This window comes from Mesorhizobium sp. WSM4816, assembly GCF_055811535.1.
In genome coordinates, this window is record NZ_JBVVQR010000015.1 from 21,231 (window position 1) to 38,845 (window position 17,615).

Sequence of the window (17,615 nt, forward strand, 5' to 3'; positions counted from 1 at the left end):
CAGAGTTGGTGATCAGTTGCCGGGATAGGCCGAGCCGGTACCCAGGAAGCGCTTGGTCGTCTCGCGGGCGGCTTCCTCGGACTGCGCCTTGCGCGCGGCATCCTCGGCCTCAGCTCGAAACTGAGTCGCGAGCAGCGTTTGGATCTGCATCTGCTGCTTGGTTGAAAGCGCGATCAGCTGATTGGTGGCCTGGCTTGCCTGAAGCGCACCGGCTGCCCCTTGGCTGCGGTTGACGAGATCGGCAAGCAGGTCGCCGTCGGCGCGGACGTTCTCGACGATCTGCGACTGGACCCGCATGGTCTGGCGGAACGCCTGCATGGCGCTCTGCCAGCGCTCGCGCGCAGCGGCTGCCACATCGCTGACCTTGACCGTGGCCTCGTAGCTTTCTGGATATTGGCTGCGCCACTGGTCTTGAAGCTTGCCCAGATCAAAGCTGAGGCCACTCGCCTGGTCCATCAAACCGTCAATGCGATGGAGCGAACCGGTGAGTTGGCCCACGGAAGAGAAATCCAGACGCTGAAGATTGCGCGCCATGTTCTGCAGCATGGTTGCCTGGTTCTGCAGCGACTGGATCTGGTTGTTGATCTGCTCCAGCGCGCGCGCCGCCGTCAGCACGTTCTGCGCATAATTGGATGGATCGAACACGATAAGGGCGTAGGCCGGCTGCACATAGTCGGCCATTGGCTTGGCGATCAGGGAAACGGTGATCAGGCTGGTGAAAAGACGGCGTCCAATCATGAGGATTGCTCCATGTCTGGTTGAGGGAATTGCTGGAGAAGCTGGGCAGCCCAATCGAGGCCGCGCGCGCTCAGAAAGCGGGAGGCAAAGCTGTCTTGCCCGTCTTCGGACTGGATTTTGTCGATCAGGGTCTGCGTCGCCGGATCGGAAGCGCCGCAAAGCGCAAGAGTGATGGGGCCAAGCCCGAGCTCGAAGAGACGGTTTCCGCTACGTGACTGAAGATAATAGTGGCGCTTCGGCGTGGCGCGGGCGATCAATTCGATCTGCCGCTCGTTCAAGCCGAAGCGCTCGTAGGCTGCCCGCGCTTGCGGTTCCACAGCACGATCATTGGGAAGGAAAATGCGCTGGGGGCAGCTCTCGATGATAGCCGGCGCGATTGAAGAGCCCGCGATATCAGCCAGCGATTGCGTAGCGAAGATCACCGAGACATTCCGCTTTCGGAGCACCTTCAGCCATTCGCGGATACGGGCGGCAAAGAGCGGATTGTCGAGATAGAGCCAAGCCTCGTCGAGCATCAGCAGCGTCGGCCTTCCATCGAACCGCTCTTCAAGACGATGGAACAGGTAAGTGAGCACAGGCCGCACAGCGCCTTGGCTCTGCATCAGCTCTTCCGTCTCGAAACACTGCACATTCGATAAGGCCAGCCGATCATCATCGGCGTCGAGCAGGCGGCCGAAAGGACCGTCGAGTGTGTAGGGCATCAACGCGGACTTCAGCCCGTTGGACTGAAGCAGGACCGAAAGGCCGGTCAGCGTGCGTTCCTGCGCCGGCGCGGTGGCAAGGCTGGTGAGTGCCGACCAGATTGCCTCCTTCACCTCCGGCGTGACGGTGACATTCTCATGGGCAATGAGGCCGGCAATCCACTCGGCTGCCCAACTGCGGGCAGCCTGGTCGCCGATATTGCGCAGGGGCTGGAAGGCGAGCGCACCGTCAGCACCCAGCGCGTGGTGTTCTCCACCCGTGGCAAGGACTGCCGCGCGCGCCGAATTGCCTTTGTCGAAGACATAGACCTGCGCGCCTGCATAGCGCCGGAACTGCAGTGCAATCAGGGCAATCAGCACCGATTTGCCGGCGCCGGTCGGGCCAACGATCAGCATGTGGCCGACATCGTCGACATGGGTTGATAGCCGGAATGGTGTCGATCCGTTGGTCTCTGCGAACAGAAGTGGCGAGGCCTCTCGCTGGGTGACCTTGGCGAGATGCTCGTTCGCTGTAGGACCTGCCCAGACCGACGACAACGGCATGAGATGCGCAAGGTTCAATGTGTGAACGAGCGGCTGGCGAACATTGGCATAGATATGACCAGGCAGCGAGCCGAGCCACGCCTCGACCGCATTGACGCTTTCGCGGATGGTGGTGAAGCCGAGCCCATTGATGATTCGCTCGACCGCGCGAAGTTTCTCCGCGGCGGCTTGATGGTCCTCATCCCACACTGTCACCGTTGTGGTGAGATAACCGAAGCCGACATGGTCGCCGCCCAACGCCTGAAGGGCTGCGTCGGCATCGAGCGCCTTGTTGTCGGCATCGCTGTCGACCAGCGGGACAGGTTCGTTGGTCACGACCTCGCGCAGGATGGCCGCGATCGATTTGCGCTTGGCAAACCACTGGCGGCGCAACCGTGTCAGAGTCTTCGTGGCTTCCGTCTTGTCGAGCGGGATGAAGCGCGTCACCCAGCGATAGGCGAAATCCTGATGATTCAACGCGTCGAGAATTCCGGGCCGGGTGAGATTCGGGAATCCGAGGACGGTAAGGGTGCGAAGATGGTGTTCGCCGAGCATCGGCTCCAAGCCGCCGGTAAGTGGCGCGTCGACCAGGATGCCGTCGAGATACATCGGCGTTTCGGGGACAGCAAGTGGATGGCGGCGGGTCGAGATTGTGCCGTGCAGGTAAGTCAGGGTCTCGGCATCGTCGAGCACGCGCACCTCGGGCATGAAACCGGACAAAAGATCGAGGACCCGGTCGGTCTCGTCGCGAAACCGCGCCAGCTCCTGGGGCCAGTCTCTCCCGCCGCCAGATTGGTGTGCGTCAACCAGCGCCCTTTCAGCCCTCGCCCGTGCGTCCGGGGGCGGCATGAACAGCAAAGTCAGGTGATAGCGGCTCTCGTAATGCGCGACCTTGCCCTCGAAGGCCGCGCGCCGCTCTTCATCGACCAGCCAAGACGCGGCGTCGGGAAAGGTTGAGTTAGGATAGCCGAGCGCCTCTATGCGCTCGGCTTCGAAGAACAATGCCCAGCCGGAGCCGAGCCTTCTCAACGCGTTGTTTGCCCGGGCGCAGATGCCGACAAGTTCTGCTTCCGTCGCGCTTTCGAGATCGGGCCCGCGGAACCGTAAGGTCCGCTGAAAGCTGCCGTCCTTATTGAGCACGATGCTGGGCGCGACGAGCGCTGCCCAGGGCAGATGGTCCGCAAGTTTGTCGGCTTTGCTGCGGTATTCTGACAGGTTCAGCATGCCAACCATCCCTTCAGACGAAGGTGACGAACGAGCACGCTGGCGAAGTCTGGATCGCGTCTTGTGGCAAAGACCGCCAGCGTGTGGCCGGCAATCCACAGCACCAGCCCAGCGATCCACTGCTGCAAACCGAGGCCGATAACTGCGGCCACCGTGCCGTTGAGGATCGCCACCGCTCGCGGTGCACCGCCCAGCAGGATGGCTTCGGTCAATGCCCGGTGAACGGGAACCGCAAAGCCCTCAATATGCTGCTCTCCAGCGGCCATCAGACGAGTGCTCCGCCGCCAAAGGAGAAGAAGGAGAGAAAGAAGCTCGATGCCGCGAAGGCGATCGACAGCCCGAAGACGATCTGGATCAGCCGGCGGAAACCGCCTGCGGTGTCACCGAAGGCAAGGGTTAAGCCCGTGGTGATAATGATGATCACGGCGATAATCTTGGCGACCGGTCCCTGTACAGACTCCAGGATCTGCTGCAGCGGCTGTTCCCAAGGCATGCCGGAGCCTGCTGCGCGGGCTGAGACCGTGAGAACAAGCACGAGCGCGGTGGACGAAAGAAAGCGAAGCTTCTTGCACATGAATTGGCCTTTCAAAACTGCTGAAGTTGCGGGAGCGTCAGTTGGGTGACGGCGTAGTCGCCGCTGCCGTCGAGACCGGTGACCTCGGCGATGGCGTCAACGCGGCGCGAGGATCCGCGCCCGGCGATGAAGACAATCAGATCGATGGCATCGGCGATCAGACGGCGTGGTACAGTGACGACGGCTTCCTGCGCGAGTTGCTCGATCCGGTAGAGGGCGGAGCGCGCCGAATTGGCGTGAACCGTTGCGATGCCGCCGGGGTGGCCAGTGTTCCATGCCTTCAGCATATCAAGGGCTTCCGCACCCCGGACTTCGCCGACGACGATGCGGTCGGGCCTGAGCCGCAGCGTCGAGCGTACGAGATCGGCAAGCGTCACCGAGCCCCGTCTTGTCCTGAGTGCAACGCAGTCCTTGGCAGCGCACTGCAGCTCGCGTGTGTCTTCGATCAGGATCACCCGCTCGTCGGATTCCGCGACTTCGACCAGCAGCGCATTGGCGAGCGTGGTTTTACCCGACGACGTGCCGCCTGCGACCAATATGTTGCGCCGCTCGCGCACGGCCTTCCTCAGCGCATCGGCCTGCAGCGGCAGCATGATTTGGTCGGCGACATAGTTGGCCAACGTGTAGAGTTTTGCGGCCGGTTTACGGATGGCGAAGCATGGCGCCAGAACGACTGGCGGCAACAGCCCCTCGAAGCGCTCGCCCGAGGGCAGTTCGGCGCTGACGATCGGACTACCCGCATGCGCCTCGGCACGCACATGGGAAGCGACCAGGCGAACGATGCGTTCCGCCTCGGATGGGTGCATATGCACGCCGGTACCGACCCGACCTTCTCCCAGCCGGTCGAGCCGCAGCGTACCGTCGGGATTGACCATCACCTCGACAACAGATGAATCGGCAAGGGCCTCAGCGATTGCCGGGCCCATGGCGGTGCGCAACATGGCACGATGGCGATGGTCGACCTCCGGATGAGAACTCATCCTTCCCCTCCCCCGCCATTATCCGTCCCAAGCGACCGTTTGCCGGAGGCGATCTGACGGCCCACTTGCTCGACGAATTTGTCGAAGCGCTCCTGGGCAATCGCCTGCGTCGCCCTGTCCGGGACTGGCGTGTGAGCATGAAGCGTGATGGAAAAGCGAATGAAGAGCGCCAGGCTCTCTAGGATCATCTCGACGTCGCGTCTGACATGGCCGAGGTCACGAGAAAGACGGTCGAGCCTTACGCCGTAGCGCCGGTCGAGCTCGTTCTCGCCACGCCGCTCGATAAAGGCCTCGACTGCCTTCGCCACGATCGCTGATTTGGTCGTCGATGGATCGCGGTTGAGGTCGTCCAGTTTCTTGCTCAGGTCGGGTTCGAGCAGAAACTGATGACGAATGCGCTGAGGGCTCATGTGGCTCGTTCCAACTGTCCCAGCGCTGTTGCGCGGGCGGGAACGAGCATCGGCGACTTCCTCGAAATTGCTTATGGCCGTTATCTACGCTGATTTGCGCTCTGCCTTCGGCAGCTTCTTTCAGAAGCCGGGTACGATGTCCTTGTTGTCGCCCGTTCCCTCGTTGATGCCATAGGCGCGTGCGGCAGTGGAAATTCGGTCCATCACGCGCCTGTCGGCAACTGCCTCGCTATCATCGTCCGCGGGCTTGAGCAGGTCGTCCCGATCGGGCTCCAGGGTGACGGCTGTATGCTCTTCAGGCAGACCCGGATGTCGCTGTTGCTGGACACCTCCTTCATCTTCAATTGCCTCGCCCGCGCTTTCGCCGCCGCCAGCAAGACGGCGGTCAACGCCCCGCACCTGCCCGATCCAACAGTCCGGGCGCGGTACTGGCCGATCCGCGTAAGCGCCGCCGCGCAATACCGGCGCAGAAAGCACGCGCTCGGTGAAATTTCGATCCTGGTAGTAGCGCAGCTTCTTTGCCCGGATCGGCGGCAGCCCTGAAACCAACACCAGTTCATCGGCTTGCGGCAACTGCATCACCTCGCCCGGTGTCAATAGTGGGCGGGCGGTCTCCTGGCGGCTAACCATCACGTGCGACAGCCAGGGGGCCAAGCGATGGCCGGCATAGTTGCGCATGGACCTCAGCTCCGTTGCCGTGCCGAGCGCGTCCGAAATGCGTTTGGCCGTGCGCTCGTCATTGGAGGAAAAGGCAATCCGCACATGGCAGTTGTCGAGAATGGCATTGTTGTCCCCATACGCCTTGGAGATCTGGTTCAAGGATTGCGCGATCAGATATGCACGGATGCCATAGCCGGCCATGAAGGCGAGCGCGGTTTCGAAGAAATCAAGGCGACCGAGCGCCGGGAATTCGTCCAGCATCATGAGCAGTTGATGCTTCCTGCTCTTCTTAGGATCCCCCTCCAGCCGCTCCGTCAGACGCCTGCCGATCTGATTGAGCACAAGTCGCACCAGCGGCTTCGTGCGCGAGATGTCCGATGGCGGCACGACCAGATAGAGTGACATCGGTCGCTCGGCATCCAGGAGGTCGGCAATGCGCCAGTCGCAGGCTGATGTCGCTGCCGCCACGGTAGGATCGCGATAGAGGCCGAGGAACGACATGGCGGTCGAAAGAACGCCTGAACGCTCGTTCTCCGACTTGTTCAACACCTCGCGAGCTGCCGAGGCCACGACAGGATGGACCTGGGGCTTATCCGCCGCGCCGAGATGGTTGGTCGTCATCATCCGCCGTAGTGTCGCGGCAAACGAGCGTTGCGGGTCCGACAGGAAGGTGGCGACGCGAGCGAGCGTCTTTTCCTCTTCGGCGTAAAGCACGTGCAAAATGGCGCCGACCAAGAGTGAGTGACTGGTTTTCTCCCAGTGGTTCCGCCGGTCCAGCGCGCCTTCCGGATCTACCAGGATGTCGGCGATGTTCTGGACGTCGCGGACCTCATCTGGACCTTTTCGTACCTCCAGCAGCGGGTTATAGCGCGCCGACCTCGGATCGGTCGGATTGAACAGGAGACAGTAGGAGAACTTCGAGCGCCAGCCGGAGGTCAACTGCCAGTTCTCGCCTTTGATATCGTGAATGACGGCCGAGCCGGTCCAGGACAGAAGAGTTGGAACAACCAGTCCGATGCCCTTGCCTGATCGTGTTGGGGCAAAGGCCATGACATGCTCGGGCCCGTCATGGCGCAGATAGCGATCCTTCAGCTTGCCTAGGAAAACGCCGGCCGGCCGAAACAGCCCTGCCGTCTCGATCTCGTGAGTCGCGGCCCACCTTGACGAGCCATATGTGGTGACCGACCCGAGCTGTCGCGCGCGCCAGAGCGAGCCGGCGATCGCGGCGGCACAGCCCACCAACCCACTGGCGCCGGCAAGCGCACCGGCCTTATCGAAGACCTCGGGCGCATAAGCGTCGAAGTGGAACCACCATTCGAACAGTTTCCACGGCTTGTAGATCTGCCAGCCAGCCGCGACTAACCATGGCGCGCCGAGTGGCGGTTGATGGCCGAGCATGTGGGCGCACCACTGCGTGGCCGCCCATACGCCGAGTATCACGATTGCGAACACGACGGCGATCTGCCCAATCAGCAACTTCGTAGGCGTCATTGGCTTGCTCCGCAGTTCTGGACATGCGGGGCCAAGCATCGCGCGGTGCGATGTGAACTGAAATGCACACTACGCACGACCAGGTGCGATGAGGGAATGGGCAGGATCGCTCAGACTGGAACTTTCGGTGGAGCAAATATGCCCATTTGGCCGCAGACCTGATCTGCGTCTCGTCGACATCCTAATGCCGGTGACGCTTTGAAGTGTATTTCCGATGGACGCATGCCACCTGTGAGCGCGTCACAATCATTCGACGGTGACCGATTTTGCGAGATTGCGCGGCTGGTCGACATCTTTGCCCATGGAGACCGCCGTATGATAGGCAAGAAGCTGTATCGGCAGCGAGAAAATCATAGGTGCGATAATCTCGTCGACGGCCGGCAGCACGATCGTATGCATCGTGTCGAGTTTCGACGCAGCGGCCCCATTTTCATCGGTGATGAGGATAATCCGCCCTCCACGGGCGGCCGCTTCCTCCATATTGGAGACGGTCTTGTTGAAAAAGCGATCATGTGGCGCGATGACGATCACTGGCATGTTCTCATCTATCAATGCGATTGGACCATGCTTCAATTCGCCAGCCGCATAGCCCTCAGCATGGATGTAGGAAATCTCCTTGAGCTTTAGCGCACCTTCCATCGCCAGTGGGAAACTGGTGCCGCGGCCAATATACAGGACACCATGACACTTTGACAGTTCGCGCGACAGGAGCTCGATATCTGGCTGGATGCTGTTCAGTACCCGGCCCATGACGCCCGGCATTTCGGCAAGGCTCCGGACGAGCGCCTTCACCTCATATTCAGTTAGCGTTCCACGGTCCTTGGCAGCGCCGATGGCGAGTGTGGCCAGAACCGCAAGCTGGCACGTGAAAGCCTTGGTGGAGGCGACGCCGATCTCCGGGCCGGCAAGGATCGGGAAGATCGCGTCGGCCTCCCGAGCGATGGTCGATTCGCGGGAATTGACGACAGCGCCGGTTTTCAGCCCACGCCCCTTGCAGTACCTCAGGGACGCGAGCGTATCGGCGGTTTCGCCGGATTGCGAAATGAAAAGAGCCGCCGATTCCGGCGGCAACGGGATCTCCCGGTAGCGGAATTCGGACGCAACGTCGATTTCGACCGGCAGGCGCGCATAGCGCTCGAACCAGTATTTTGCGATCAGTCCGGCCAGATAGGCGGTGCCGCAAGCCGAGATCGCCAGACACGGGATGCTGGCGAAATCTATGCTCGAAACCGCATCGACGCGATTCCCTTCGAAGTTGATGTAATGACCGAGCGCACGGGCGATGACCTCGGGCTGCTCGTAAATTTCCTTCTCCATGAAGTGGCGACGGTTGCCCTTATTGGCCAAGTATGCCCCGGCCGTGGAAGTCTGGCGCGGACGTTCGACGGGATGGCCATCGAAATCGAAGATATCGGCGCCTGCCTTGCCGATAACGGCCCAGTCGCCGTCGACGAGATATGTGATTGCATTTGTGAAGGGAGCTAGCGCCATGGCGTCGGAGCCCAGGAACATCTCGCCGTCGCCGTGACCGATCGCCAGCGGTGGTCCATTGCGCGCCGCCATGATGGTCGACGGATCATCCTCGAAGAGAATGGCAAGCGCGTAGGCGCCCCTGACGCGCTTCAGCATGGCGTGCATTGCCTCACCCCGCCCCATGCCCTCCCGGCGGTGTCTTGCCAAGAGATGCACGACGACCTCGGTGTCGGTGTCGGTCTGGAACTCGGCGCCCGCCGCCACCAGTTCGTCCTTCAACTCGGCGAAATTCTCGATAATGCCGTTGTGAACGACGGCCACACCGTCCGTAAAGTGCGGGTGCGCGTTGCGCTCAGTCGGTGCCCCATGCGTTGCCCAGCGCGTGTGTGCGATGCCGATGGTGCCACTCAGCGGCTCTTCCTTCAACCTCGTCTCGAGATTGATGAGCTTGCCCTTGGCGCGCCGGCAGTGCAATGAGCCCTCGGTGATGGTGGCAACGCCGGCTGAGTCATATCCTCGATATTCGAGACGCTTCAAAGCGTGGACCAACCGATCCGACACCGGCTGATGCCCAACGATGCCAACAATCCCGCACATGATCGTCTCCGAATTCTTCCCCGTAGCCTCAGCCGACCCGAAGGGCACCGCCCGGCGCTGAGCCTCCTAGTAGAATTCGGTAAAACAGGTAAAATCGATTGTTGGGATGGCTGCCATCCAGCCAGTGGATAGAAGAGGACGTGTTGACCAGCGAGAAACGGTACGCGCGGTGCCGGCTTGCGTCCACCAACCGCCAGTTGGGACGAGTTTCCGTAGTCGGCTGAGGCGTAACGATCATCGCAATGTCCGCTTTTTACATGCTGTTGACTCGCCCAGTTAACGGCCCTTAGATCCATTGACTGCTACAATGCTTAGGGGTTTTCAAAATGCCGTTCAAACGGGCCGGTCTATACCCTGCCGATCTCGATCTATGCCAACGGGTATTCGACCAGATATGTAGTGACGAGCATATCGCCCGCTCATCGTTGGAGGCCGACAATCTCGCCCTGGATATTTTGGTCGCGTTGGAAGAAGAGGCTGACGCGGATGAGGCTGAGCTGCTTGAACTCATCAGATCGAAGCGGCGGGCTACTCGTCATCTCAGAAACCCTGCAGAGAGGCATGGCGGACGTCTTCGTCGCCGCTGAGGGATGCAGTCACCCGGACCTTCCCTTTGCCTGTTCGACTGCCTTGCTGGCCGCCTTGGCAAACTCCTGCATGTTTGCTCACGCGCACTGTCGTCCGTCTGGAACTTGCGCCAAACTCATCAGTTCTGACAATGCCAAACAGCGCGTGGCAACGATCCTGACTTCCATCGGCACACTGACATCCCGGCCGGCGGCTCGACGCCCCTCAAGGCGTGGCCGGGAAGCGTCGCAGCCGGCGCCCTCGGCAGCGTGGCGACCAACCTTGATTGCGTCTCGACACGAGGTCGGCGCTTCACCGGAAACGACGCAAGGGCAGCGATAAGCACATGCGCAGGAGCCTGCCGTGGCAGTCACCTGAACCAGCAAGCGGCCCCGGGTGTTCTTCCGCTTTCATCCGGGTTTCGCCATCAACCCAAAACGGACAGCTGATGTGCTACAAAAACCGGACTACTTGAAAAGCTACCGACACACCCATGATCAACGCCGAGCCGTGCCCTCGAAACCGATGACGACAACTTCGGCGTCGAGCTCCGGCCGGAGTTTCGCCACCACCGGGCCGATCCCCATCTCAAAGAAGTAGACAGCCTCTATAGGGGCGTTTGCGGTTTCGAGTTGGGTTCTCAATGGCAGATAGCTGCGGTGAAGGTGTGGGCTGAGCAATTGCGGGTCGGCCGGAGACATGCGCAGCAGCAGTTCGTTTTTTATGTGCCGTTGCTGGGTTATGAATCGGCTGCGCAGGGTCGCGGTCTTTTGAGTAGGCGAGGCCAATTTTCGAGGTGTTGGGGCTGCTCATGGCTCCCTCCCGAATTGGGACGGAAGCATAATGCTCGCCCACAGCCAACGATGCTCGTAACGTTTATCGCCGATGTCGACATCGTTACATTGCAACGAGCCTCGCCTTTTCCGAGCATAAGAGCGGTTCACCTCGTCCACCGATCAGCTTGGAAAGCGGCGATACTCTGATGCTCGAAGCGCATGGCCAAACTGCTCGACCTCGTCAGATAATCGTTCGCGAGCCATTGAAGCGGAGGCGGACTCGTTGCTCGGAATGCCCTTATCCTCATGCCATGTGGAAGGGCACAGCGACAGCAGCCGGGAGGAGCTCGATCCCTTGTTTTTTGTCGAGCTGGTTCAGCAAATGTCCTCGACGTTTGCGCGAACTCCGGCAAGCTTAACGGCGATCTGGCGCGAGCCCGAGCATCTTGGTTAGAATGGGATCGCAATTGGCCACGGGCGCGCTGTCGTTGGTCCGATAGACCTACCAGAGCGGCACTCACGCTCTCGGAGCGCCTTGGTCGATCTCTTGCCGGGCCAGTCCAAGGCACACCGCACTCACGCATGGCTGCCACACAAGTTATGAAACGCTAGGCCCACTCCTTTGCCGACCGATGTTCCAGGAGATACCGTCTCGCTGCACTATGCCAGAAATCTCTTTGCCGATATGCCGCTCGAGCACCGGCCGCCACGGGACGAGCACAAACTCGCGCGATTTCTCGATAAGGGCGTATTTGCCGCTGGCGAGCTCAACTGAGCGGCGGAGAGTGCCTTGTACCCGGTCTCCGGCTCGCACTTCAGCATAGGACAGACCGAGCTCTTCCGAGAGCTGACCGGCAACACGGTTCAGTTCACGCTGGCGGAGGATCGAAATCATGTTGGCGCGATAGACGGTGCGGTCCTGCTCTTCATGCGCGAGACCCTGAGCAATCAGCCATTGCCGCCTGCGGGCTTGCGCCTCCCGCACCTCACGGCCAAAGCCGGAGTTGCGCAGGGCCTCCGGTGCATCGGAAACCATTTCCCGGTCGATCCAGGTGGCACCGTCGAACCCGATTTGCTGATCCAGCGGCATTGATGAGAGCTTGTCGACGACAACAGGCACAGCCATGGCTCGCTTGCGCTCGTAGTCGGTGACTTGGTCGAGATGGTTCGGCGCGATGATCCATGTGCCGTCGGCTTCGCGCCTGAGAGTGCCGGTCTCGCGGCGAATGGCTTCCAGACGACGCACATGGGTTTCGGCGAAGCGTTCGCTGGCAGACGGATCGTGCTTCAGGTGGATATCAACATTGTAGCGCCCGCCATGGACGGCAGCGATCTCGACGACGGTGCGGTCAACCTGCCTCGGCCCGGTATTTCTCGGCGTGACACGGACGATGCAGCCGTCGGGCGTTGGTTCGGTGGCATCGCCTTTGCCGACATCGATGTAGTGGCTTTTCCCGTCCACCCCATCCACAATGAGGTAGTGGCGGTCGTTGATCTCGTCGGCAAGCCCGCGCGCCACAAGGCGGCCAACGAAAGGTTGCGCGAGCTGCCCGGATTGATCGTGGATCACACAGTCGGCTGCACTTCGGGATAGTCCTCTACCCGCAATGTCTCGGTGCATCGTCTTGATTATGTCACCGCGCTCGCCGATGCGCTGCAGTGTCGCTTCGAGCTCATCGTCGAGGCGCCAGCGGCCGGAGCTGATCTCCTCGGCCAGACCCATCCGTCCGAGCTTGCGCAGGCGGCCCTGGTGCAGGGTCTGTCGAAAGGCGTCGCGGCCGACCGGAGAAACCAGTCCGTCGCTGTCGCGGATGCTGAGCAGCTGCCGGTCGATGCTGGTGAAGCGCTCCTGCTCCATTTCCTGGCGCAGGCGGTGCTCGATCTCGCGATCGGTTCGTGGACCGAGATCGAGGCTGACCAGCTCGGCGGTCCGTTCGCGGATTCCGCTTGAGATATATTCCCGCGCGATGACGAGGTTCTCGCCGCGGTCGTCCTTGCCACGGACGATGATATGGGTGTGCGGATGGCCGGTGTTGAAATGATCGACGGCAACCCAATCGAGCTTCGTGCCGAGATCCTCCTCCATCTGCGCCATGAGCCGGCGCGTGAGTGGCTTCAGGTCGTCATACTGGATGCCGTCTTCGGGTGCGACGATGAAGCGGAATTGATGCCGATCGCCATCGGCACGATCAAGGAAGGCTTTGCCGTCGACGCGATCACTGTCGGCGTCGTAGAGCTCGCCAGGCGCGCCTTCCCGGGTAACGCCGTCGCGTTGGATGTAGCGCAGATGCGCACGCGCCCCACCCTGGCCTTTGCCGGCCAGCTTGACGACGCGCGCCTTGACCACCACCCGCCGCTGCCGGAAGGCAGCATACCTGTCGCGTGATTTCAGCAGCGCGGCGGCCGCTCCGCCGCGCCCTGCCCGGCTGCCGTTAAAGCGGCCGCCGCGCTGGGGCCGGCCGCCGGCTCTGTTGATCGCCGCCTGGACCTGGCTGGCGAAGCGTTTGCCTGCCTTCGAGCCGCGTGAGCCTATTCTGCCGAGCTTCGGCCTGAATTCGTCATCCTGCATCGTGGCCTCCCAGAATTTCAAGCAGTGTCAGATACTTGCGTGTCCCACACTCCCGGCTCTGCCAGCAGCCTCCGGGAAAAACGATGTGCAGACAAAGACTTCGCCGCCTCCTGGAGGCAATGCCTTTATCTTGCCTTACGCCGCCCTTCCGCTTTCCGGCTTCCGCACCCGCTCTTTCGGCCCCGCAAAACCGCGTCCCCGCTCGCCGAGTCACCCGCCATTCGGTTTCGTCCGAGCGCGATTGACGCGCAGCGGCACAAAGAGATCGCCTTTCGCTTCGCCGGCGCGAACGCCGTTACGAAGGAAAAAGAGCGAGCGGCCGGAGGGAGCGTTTTGGCTATTTGGCGCCTTGGAGTCCCCTTCGACTTGATCAATGTCGTCCGCCGAAATCCCCGTCCCCCTGAGCTGTTTGAGATAGGCAACCGTCTCCTTGGGCAGCGGCTTCCCACGCTTCAAATGCTCTTCGTAGCGCTCGGGTCCTGCGTTATAGGCGGCAAACAGGCCGGGGAATCCGAAGCGGTCAAACATGGCGCTGAGATAGGCGGTTCCGGCGAGAATATTGTCACGCGGATCGTGCGGATCGGCTCCCAGACCGTGCTCGGCACGCATGTCCTCATACGTTTCCGGCATCACCTGCATGAGGCCCATTGCGCCCGCGCGTGAGGTAATTGGGCGGCCGTCGAGCATGGTCTTGCCGCCGCTTTCTGCATCCATGACGGCGTAAACCCAGGCCTGAGGAATACGGAAGCGTCTGCTTGCTTCGTCTGTGAACTCCTGCCACCTTTGAAGGTGCGGAATTTGGGAGATGGCGACCGGCTCAGCGCCGGTCGAGGCGGAACAGGCGCTTGGCGCAAAGGCGATCATGCCGAACATCAGCAGGGTCACTCGGTCCATAGCGGCACGAGCCTCCCGATGACATTTGCGCGCGGCACCGGCCCGAAGTAGCGGCTGTCGAATGACCGAATATCGTCGCTGCCGAGCAGGAACATTTCGTTGTCGGCGAGTGTCCGGCACCCGTTCCACCATGGCAGCGGGCGGCCTCGGGTATCCTTCGCCAGCCGTCGCGCGACGATCTCGCCTTCGATGATGATCGCGTCATTGAAGGCGCAGACATCGTCGCCCGGAACCGCGGCAAGACGTTTTACCAGCGGCACGTTGCGGGGCAGATAGCCGCGTTCGGCGGCGAGTTCGGCGAGCGATTCTGGCGGGCGGGCGAGCACCAGATCGCCCCGAGCCGGCGCTGCAAACCCGAGGCGATAGAGGCCGACGGGCGCGCTGGCAGAGGCGTTCAAGACCAGCCAGGGCCTTGGTTTGACGGTGCCGGCGAAGCCGATCACGGTCAGTCCAATCACGGCAGCGGCGATGGTTTTGCGTGCCTGGAGGCGCCGCAGGCGGCTGCCGATCAGACGGATGGAAGGGCGCCGGCTCATGCTCGGCCTCCCTGGCCGGCTTGGCCGGAACCGGCCTCACCACCCTCGTTACCGGCGTACTGCGGGTGTCCTTTCGACCATCCGTCGAGTTCGTCGATGTGGTAGCGGACATAGCGGCCGTGCTTGCGGAATTTCGGGCCGCTGCCCGTGAGCCGCATCTTTTCCAGCGTGCGCTGGGAGAGCCCGATATAGAAGGCGGCTTGGGCCGTGCTGAGAAAGGGACTGCCCTTTTTGGCGCGGGCCGCGCGTTCGTTTTCGTCGTCCATGGTGATCCTCGTTTCGCTTCGGACAAGCGAGGGCGAGGATGGGCGAGCGAGATCGCCTCCGGGACGGGCGAAGAGTCCGGGGGAGAGTTTTCGCCGCCTTTTCGGGCGGACGGGTTTGGCTGGAGCGCCTGGGAATGAGCCCCGCGCCGGCTGGGGCGCGAGGCTCGGGTCGGCCGATCAGTCGGCCGGGTTCCAGATGATGGCGTAGGTGTCGTCATCGTCCTGGCCGGCGGCGCGGCCGAGATTGGCGTAGAGCTTGCGCGGTCCGAACTCCGGCGCCGCAATAGACAGGCTCACATAGTCCTTGCCGGAGGTTTCGCCGGTGCGGATCCAGCCGGCGCCAACTTCGACCCCTTGCGTCAGCACCCGGAAGTCGGGATGGTTGTCGGCGCTCTTGGCCTGGTTGGGGACGATGTCGATGTCGGCGCGGACGCTGAGCGTCTTGAGCTGGCCCTTGTAGCCGCCGTTTTCCTGCTTGTTGACGTAACCGATCGCGGTCATTTCGAAGTCTCCTTTTGCTGTCGCCGGGGACCATCCCCTGCGATGGCGGACCGTAATGGGCGCGTCCGGACCGCCTGAACCCGCCAGGGCCGAAGCGATAGCGGAGGACCCGAGCGGGCAGCTTTTTTGAAGCGAAGCGGCGCGAGGAAGCCGCCGCAGGCGGCGGGGAAAAAAGCTGATCGGCGAGGGTTTCGGGCGGCCGGATCCGCCCATAGGTCACAAGCCAGCCGCAGGGGAATGGTCCTTGAAGAGAGCAGGAGAGCATGGGAAATGCGGTCGCTACAGCCAGGCAGGAGGGGCGGGAATTTACAAGGCCTGCGGCTGATAAGGTGCCCACGCCGATCGAGATCGTGACCGCAGGTTGGGCGCAGATCAGGCATCGGGCGGGCGGACCGATCCATGGGGATCAGGAGTTTGCCGGCCTGGATTTTGGTGCGCGATGCGGGGCAATGGAAGCTCGAACATGCAGCCACTGCGACCGGGGTTCAGTGCCGAAGGGTGCTGCCGAGAAGCCGCGGCCCGGCCGTGACAGGCTATTCGCAGACGGACGGTGACCTGACCCGTGCCCATTGATCGGCGGTGCGGAAGCCGCCTCGATCAGTGTAGCTTTCGACCGGGAATTTCATCCAGCACGGCAGCCAGGTCTCGACTTGTCTGCGGCCGTTATCGCCCGAAAGAAAGTCGCGGATGATCTTCTTTTGCGTCTTCACCTTTTCGGCGACACTGCCGTCCGCGACATGTTCGCCGCCGACTTCGGCAAGCATGGAATTGGCAATTTCCTTGTCGCGCAACAAATCGAGAATGCGTCGTCCAGTTGCCAGCAAGCGCCGATGTCGACATTCAGATGCTTGCCGAGCGCCTCGATGACGGCGCTGCCGGCTTCAAGTGTCTCGGCCATGACGATGCTGAGAACGCGCACGACATGATCGTCGCGGAGCGCCAGGAGCCGCGCGAAGATGCTTGCCGTACCGAGGTCGTCGCCATTGCCGCAGCGATTGTGCCATCCTCATCCGGTTGCCCAAGCAGCGCCAAGACCTCGCGCCGTTTTTCGGCGAACGCGGCTTCCGCTGCTTCCGGCGAGGCTTGCGGCCACGATCTCGCTGCAAGCGCGCTACGGTTCGCGGCGAACCTGCCACAGGCCGGAACCGGCTATCGCATGCGCCACCATCAGGAGAAGTGCTTCGCTCGGATGGTCGAGCAGCCCCAAGCTGCACGCCTCTCTGATCAGCCGTGACAACGTCTCCCATTGCGACACTTCGTCGGAGTCGAGGCGGGCGACGTTCTCGATCAACGAGGCTTCGAGGGCATCGGCGTCCTCGCCAGCCTCCATGATGGCGCAGGGCAAGGGATCGGCTTTACCTCGCTCGTCGGCGAGCGATTTTGCGGCGAACTAGCGCGCCGTCCGGCGACGATCTCGAAGCTTTCCGGCGAGCCGTTGGGCCGCGCCAGGAGCGGCACGAGGACGCCGCGCGCGCGGACGGACGGCAGAATGTCGGACAGGTCGGGCGCGCGTTTTCCGTGGCGCATGTTGAGGCCGGATTCAGTCGGTCGAGCGGAATATGGGCAAGCTTCATGTCTTTCTCCTTCGTTTGGGGTGCGATTGTCCCCGCCGGGGAGACCGAAGGCCGATGCGGCGGGGACGGGTTTGCGCCTAGCGGCGCTCTGGCTCCGCCGCGTCTGGCGGAAGCTCGGAATGGGATTTGGCAAGTGCTTCCGCTGCCTGCCGCAGAAGCCGCTCGGCTTCGGTGATCTGGCCGGCGCTGCGCGCGGCCTCCGCATAAACGGACAGCGGAAAACGCGCTATGAAACAAAGGTCGCGCTCGATGCCCAGTCCGAGCGGACCCTTGATGGATTCGAGTTCGGCAAGGCTGACGCTGCCGAGTTCAGGGAAGCCGAAGCCGAGGTCGCAAAGGCCGAACAGCGTGTCGCCGTCTGCATCGAGTTCGGTCAGAAGCCAGATCGCAGGACCGGCCGGATCGAACAGTTTCACGACGGGTGCGTGGTCGGTTTCGGTGTCGGCAGCGCCGTTGGCGAGGAGCCGGGCGCGCAGTTCATCGGTGATCAGGATCATTGCGGAATTCCTTCAAGACGGTTCGGGCTGATTGAGTGCGGCTTTTTGAAACAGGCGGATACGAG

General features: G+C 62.0%; 18 protein-coding genes. 2 read left to right on the top strand and 16 right to left on the bottom strand.

Annotated features, from left to right (window positions below):
- Positions 1–12: 12 nt before the first annotated feature.
- The 8 genes from trbJ to glmS all read right to left on the bottom strand — a co-directional run bounded on the left by trbJ (position 13) and on the right by glmS (position 9,370).
- On the bottom strand, positions 13–738 hold the full coding sequence (gene trbJ / locus AC0L3H_RS17440) for a P-type conjugative transfer protein TrbJ (RefSeq protein WP_473586300.1): 726 nt from the start codon (positions 736–738) through the stop codon (positions 13–15).
- Complete coding sequence (gene trbE, locus AC0L3H_RS17445; RefSeq protein WP_473491891.1) at positions 735–3,185, bottom strand: conjugal transfer protein TrbE; 2,451 nt, start codon at positions 3,183–3,185, stop codon at positions 735–737. Before trbE ends, trbJ begins: the two co-directional genes overlap by 4 nt.
- Positions 3,179–3,451 (bottom strand): VirB3 family type IV secretion system protein, encoded by a 273-nt coding sequence (locus tag AC0L3H_RS17450; RefSeq protein ID WP_473586301.1) that lies wholly within the window; start codon positions 3,449–3,451, stop codon positions 3,179–3,181. Before AC0L3H_RS17450 ends, trbE begins: the two co-directional genes overlap by 7 nt.
- Entirely contained in the window at positions 3,451–3,759 is a 309-nt protein-coding gene (locus AC0L3H_RS17455) for a TrbC/VirB2 family type IV secretion system protein (protein WP_008871922.1), read from the bottom strand. Before AC0L3H_RS17455 ends, AC0L3H_RS17450 begins: the two co-directional genes overlap by 1 nt.
- An 11-nt stretch (positions 3,760–3,770) precedes the next feature.
- Entirely contained in the window at positions 3,771–4,739 is a 969-nt protein-coding gene (gene trbB / locus AC0L3H_RS17460) for a P-type conjugative transfer ATPase TrbB (protein WP_473586302.1), read from the bottom strand.
- Positions 4,736–5,149, bottom strand: a complete 414-nt coding sequence (locus tag AC0L3H_RS17465; RefSeq protein ID WP_473586303.1) for a CopG family transcriptional regulator — start codon at positions 5,147–5,149, stop codon at positions 4,736–4,738. Before AC0L3H_RS17465 ends, trbB begins: the two co-directional genes overlap by 4 nt.
- Before the next feature lie 120 nt (positions 5,150–5,269).
- On the bottom strand, positions 5,270–7,300 hold the full coding sequence (locus tag AC0L3H_RS17470) for a conjugal transfer protein TraG (RefSeq protein ID WP_473492063.1): 2,031 nt from the start codon (positions 7,298–7,300) through the stop codon (positions 5,270–5,272).
- Between the two features lie 246 nt (positions 7,301–7,546).
- Complete coding sequence (glmS, locus tag AC0L3H_RS17475) at positions 7,547–9,370, bottom strand: glutamine--fructose-6-phosphate transaminase (isomerizing) (RefSeq protein ID WP_473586304.1); 1,824 nt, start codon at positions 9,368–9,370, stop codon at positions 7,547–7,549.
- Positions 9,371–9,696: 326 nt separating this feature from the next.
- Between glmS and AC0L3H_RS17480 the strand changes: the two genes are divergently transcribed.
- The gene (locus AC0L3H_RS17480) at positions 9,697–9,957 is read left to right on the top strand and encodes a hypothetical protein (RefSeq protein WP_473458200.1); all 261 of its coding nucleotides are present in this window, start codon (positions 9,697–9,699) and stop codon (positions 9,955–9,957) included.
- A gap of 477 nt (positions 9,958–10,434) precedes the next feature.
- Here AC0L3H_RS17480 and AC0L3H_RS17485 read toward each other — a convergent pair whose 3' ends face one another.
- The 7 genes from AC0L3H_RS17485 to AC0L3H_RS17515 form a co-directional block, all read right to left on the bottom strand.
- Entirely contained in the window at positions 10,435–10,725 is a 291-nt protein-coding gene (locus tag AC0L3H_RS17485) for a hypothetical protein (protein WP_473586305.1), read from the bottom strand.
- Positions 10,726–11,311: 586 nt separating this feature from the next.
- A complete protein-coding gene (gene rlxS, locus AC0L3H_RS17490) occupies positions 11,312–13,282 on the bottom strand; it encodes a relaxase/mobilization nuclease RlxS (protein WP_473586306.1) in 1,971 nt (656 codons plus the stop codon).
- Positions 13,283–13,492: 210 nt separating this feature from the next.
- The gene (locus AC0L3H_RS17495) at positions 13,493–14,176 is read right to left on the bottom strand and encodes a lytic transglycosylase domain-containing protein (RefSeq protein ID WP_473586307.1); all 684 of its coding nucleotides are present in this window, start codon (positions 14,174–14,176) and stop codon (positions 13,493–13,495) included.
- Positions 14,164–14,712 (bottom strand): S26 family signal peptidase, encoded by a 549-nt coding sequence (locus AC0L3H_RS17500; RefSeq protein ID WP_473491905.1) that lies wholly within the window; start codon positions 14,710–14,712, stop codon positions 14,164–14,166. Before AC0L3H_RS17500 ends, AC0L3H_RS17495 begins: the two co-directional genes overlap by 13 nt.
- Complete coding sequence (locus AC0L3H_RS17505) at positions 14,709–14,978, bottom strand: helix-turn-helix transcriptional regulator (RefSeq protein ID WP_473491906.1); 270 nt, start codon at positions 14,976–14,978, stop codon at positions 14,709–14,711. The genes AC0L3H_RS17500 and AC0L3H_RS17505 overlap by 4 nt, the downstream gene beginning before the upstream one ends.
- Positions 14,979–15,155: 177 nt before the next feature.
- Positions 15,156–15,479, bottom strand: a complete 324-nt coding sequence (locus AC0L3H_RS17510) for a DUF736 domain-containing protein (protein WP_065010508.1) — start codon at positions 15,477–15,479, stop codon at positions 15,156–15,158.
- 533 nt (positions 15,480–16,012) lie between these two features.
- Positions 16,013–16,243, bottom strand: coding sequence for a hypothetical protein (locus AC0L3H_RS17515; RefSeq protein WP_473586308.1), 231 nt, complete (start codon positions 16,241–16,243; stop codon positions 16,013–16,015).
- 50 nt (positions 16,244–16,293) lie between these two features.
- Between AC0L3H_RS17515 and AC0L3H_RS17520 the strand changes: the two genes are divergently transcribed.
- The gene (locus AC0L3H_RS17520) at positions 16,294–16,713 is read left to right on the top strand and encodes a hypothetical protein (protein WP_473586309.1); all 420 of its coding nucleotides are present in this window, start codon (positions 16,294–16,296) and stop codon (positions 16,711–16,713) included.
- A 417-nt stretch (positions 16,714–17,130) separates the two neighbouring features.
- Here AC0L3H_RS17520 and AC0L3H_RS17525 read toward each other — a convergent pair whose 3' ends face one another.
- Positions 17,131–17,550, bottom strand: a complete 420-nt coding sequence (locus AC0L3H_RS17525; protein WP_473491911.1) for a DUF2958 domain-containing protein — start codon at positions 17,548–17,550, stop codon at positions 17,131–17,133.
- Positions 17,551–17,615: the final 65 nt, after the last annotated feature.

Excerpts from the sequence above, each read along its gene's own strand:
- trbJ (WP_473586300.1), bottom strand. The coding sequence starts at position 738 with ATGATTGGACGCCGTCTTTTCACCAGCCTGATCACCGTTTCCCTGATC.
- trbE (WP_473491891.1), bottom strand. The coding sequence starts at position 3,185 with ATGCTGAACCTGTCAGAATACCGCAGCAAAGCCGACAAACTTGCGGAC.
- AC0L3H_RS17450 (WP_473586301.1), bottom strand. The coding sequence starts at position 3,451 with ATGGCCGCTGGAGAGCAGCATATTGAGGGCTTTGCGGTTCCCGTTCAC.
- AC0L3H_RS17455 (WP_008871922.1), bottom strand. The coding sequence starts at position 3,759 with ATGTGCAAGAAGCTTCGCTTTCTTTCGTCCACCGCGCTCGTGCTTGTT.
- trbB (WP_473586302.1), bottom strand. The coding sequence starts at position 4,739 with ATGAGTTCTCATCCGGAGGTCGACCATCGCCATCGTGCCATGTTGCGC.
- AC0L3H_RS17465 (WP_473586303.1), bottom strand. The coding sequence starts at position 5,149 with ATGAGCCCTCAGCGCATTCGTCATCAGTTTCTGCTCGAACCCGACCTG.
- AC0L3H_RS17470 (WP_473492063.1), bottom strand. The coding sequence starts at position 7,300 with ATGACGCCTACGAAGTTGCTGATTGGGCAGATCGCCGTCGTGTTCGCA.
- glmS (WP_473586304.1), bottom strand. The coding sequence starts at position 9,370 with ATGTGCGGGATTGTTGGCATCGTTGGGCATCAGCCGGTGTCGGATCGG.
- AC0L3H_RS17480 (WP_473458200.1), top strand. The coding sequence starts at position 9,697 with ATGCCGTTCAAACGGGCCGGTCTATACCCTGCCGATCTCGATCTATGC.
- rlxS (WP_473586306.1), bottom strand. The coding sequence starts at position 13,282 with ATGCAGGATGACGAATTCAGGCCGAAGCTCGGCAGAATAGGCTCACGC.
- AC0L3H_RS17495 (WP_473586307.1), bottom strand. The coding sequence starts at position 14,176 with ATGGACCGAGTGACCCTGCTGATGTTCGGCATGATCGCCTTTGCGCCA.
- AC0L3H_RS17500 (WP_473491905.1), bottom strand. The coding sequence starts at position 14,712 with ATGAGCCGGCGCCCTTCCATCCGTCTGATCGGCAGCCGCCTGCGGCGC.
- AC0L3H_RS17505 (WP_473491906.1), bottom strand. The coding sequence starts at position 14,978 with ATGGACGACGAAAACGAACGCGCGGCCCGCGCCAAAAAGGGCAGTCCC.
- AC0L3H_RS17510 (WP_065010508.1), bottom strand. The coding sequence starts at position 15,479 with ATGACCGCGATCGGTTACGTCAACAAGCAGGAAAACGGCGGCTACAAG.
- AC0L3H_RS17515 (WP_473586308.1), bottom strand. The coding sequence starts at position 16,243 with ATGCTTGCCGAAGTCGGCGGCGAACATGTCGCGGACGGCAGTGTCGCC.
- AC0L3H_RS17525 (WP_473491911.1), bottom strand. The coding sequence starts at position 17,550 with ATGATCCTGATCACCGATGAACTGCGCGCCCGGCTCCTCGCCAACGGC.